General features: G+C 73.5%; 2 protein-coding genes and 1 pseudogene. 1 reads left to right on the top strand and 2 read right to left on the bottom strand.

Translation table 11 applies throughout. The features are described 5' to 3' along the window. Positions 1–545: pseudogene (locus PLJ28_RS15765) on the top strand (hypothetical protein); the annotation flags it as partial. Between the two features lie 16 nt (positions 546–561). On the opposite strand, the gene PLJ28_RS15760 reads toward PLJ28_RS15765, so the two are convergent. Both PLJ28_RS15760 and PLJ28_RS15755 read right to left on the bottom strand, forming a co-directional pair. Continuing rightward, positions 562–1,458 (bottom strand): alpha/beta fold hydrolase, encoded by an 897-nt coding sequence (locus tag PLJ28_RS15760; RefSeq protein ID WP_298045605.1) that lies wholly within the window; start codon positions 1,456–1,458, stop codon positions 562–564. Between the two features lie 16 nt (positions 1,459–1,474). Further along, entirely contained in the window at positions 1,475–1,864 is a 390-nt protein-coding gene (locus tag PLJ28_RS15755; protein WP_255459691.1) for a serine/threonine protein phosphatase, read from the bottom strand. Positions 1,865–1,962: the final 98 nt, after the last annotated feature.

The raw sequence follows: 1,962 nt of genomic DNA, 5'->3' as shown, positions 1-1,962 counted from the left end.
TCAGCCGCGACGAGTTCAACGAGCGGCTGCTGGCCTTCGCCGCCCTCTACGCCGATCCGGCTGGCGCCGACCAGGAGGTCCTTGATGAAGAGGCGCTGGACCAGGCCGAGATCGACCGCCTCGTGCGCGGGGCCGCCGGACTGCCGCCGCGCGCCGAGGGGTCGACCGCGAGCACGCCGGCCGGCGCGGTCGTCGGTGAGGCAGGCGGGGCGGGTGAGGCCGGGAGGACCACCGGGCCCGATGGAGCCGTTGCCGGTTCCACCGGCGCGGTCACCGAGGGCGCGGCAACCGCCGAGGTTGGGCTCCCCGCCCGGCTGCCCAAGGGCTTCTCCGTCCCGACCCTGCGCCTGGTGGCCACGGCCCTGCAGGAGGCCGGGGCCGGCGTCGACCGTTCGGCGCGGGAGGTGGCCGAGGCCTGCGGCATCTCCCGGGTCAGTGCCCGGCGCTACCTGGACCTGCTGACCGGCCACGGCCTGGCCGAGCTGCGCCCGCGCTACGGTGCGACCGGCCGGCCCGAACACCGCTATCTGTGGACGGGCAGCTGACCCCATCCCCGCGCGGTCACGCGCCGGGACGCCCCGGCGGTTCCTCGAGGTGGCCGAGGAACGCCTGGACCTCGCCCAGGAAGCGCTCCGGCGCCTCCAACTGCGCCCAGTGCCCGCACCGGGGCACGATCACGGCCCGGGCGTGGGGCATCATGGCGGCCGCATGCACCGAACCCGCCGGATCCACCAGGCGGTCTTCCGCACCGTGGAAGAACAGGGTGGGCGCCACCACCTCGCCGAGCCGGGGCGTGAGGTTGTTGAGCATTCCCTCCCGCCCCAGGGTGGCCTGGTTGTACCGGCCGTAGGCCAGCCCGCTGCGGGGGTGGCGCGAGTGGGCGATGAACTCGCGGACGACCTCGACGGGCAGCACGGCGGGATCGCGGACCATTGTCCGGAGCACGCGTGAGGCGAAGCGGTTGGCCACCCGGGCCATCGGCACCAGCAGCCAGTCCGGCAGCCGGGCCGCCCGCCAGGCCCAGCGCTGTGTGCTCGCGTTCCGCAGCACCGGGATCAGGCCACCGGGTCCCACGAGGACCAGCCCGGCCACCCGCGACGGCGCCTGCAGTGCCACGTTGAGGGACACGTCCCCGCCCATGGACACCCCGATCACGACGGCGCGGGGCAGCCCGGCAGCGTCCATCGCGTTTAGCACCACCCGTGCCAGCTGCCCGGGGCCGCCCACGGGAGGCACGTCGATGCTGCCGCCGAACCCGGGCAGGTCCACGGCCCACACCAGGCGGTCACGGGACAACGGACCCATCGCCGCGTACCAGGACAGGCCGCTGTGGTCCGCGCCGCCGCCGTGCACCAGGACGAGCGGAACCCTGCCGGTGTCCGTCCCGGCCCGCAGGGCTCGCAGGCCGTTCACCTCGGTCACCGTCGCCCCGGGCGGAACCAGCGTCTCGTCAGGCATGGGGAGACCCCCGTGGTTACTCGGTCGAGGCGGCGTCGTGCAGCCGGTCCGTCGGCAGCTCCACCGTGATGACCGCCTGCAGGTCCACTGCCTTGGCCACCGGACCGGAGAGGTCGTCCATCGCCCGGGCCACCGTCAGCCGGTCACGGTGCACCTCCTGGACGAGGACCTTGACCCGCTCACCGTTGCCCTCGTCCAGCCACCAGGGCTCGGCCAGCATGCTCAGCCCGATGCCGTCCAGCAACGCCTCGGCCTCGTCCAGCTCCATGGGCTCCCCGCGGCGGCGCTGCAGCAGGTCGAACGGCACGAACCGGCCGTCGTCGGTGCAGTGGATGTACCCGACGTGCTCGCCGTCGGCGCCTCTGACGTGCTCGAAGGTGTCCGTTGCCGGCATCGGGTGAGTCATGGGCGCCATCCTACGGTCCGTCAGGCGATCGGATCTCGGACCCCTTGACGCCACTGTGCACGAGTGTATACATTCGTGCACAGCAATCGACGACGGCG

It is taken from the genome of Citricoccus sp. (assembly GCF_035445025.1).
Taxonomy (GTDB): Bacteria; Actinomycetota; Actinomycetes; order Actinomycetales; family Micrococcaceae; genus Citricoccus.
This window is presented reverse-complemented; position numbering and strand designations above follow the sequence as displayed.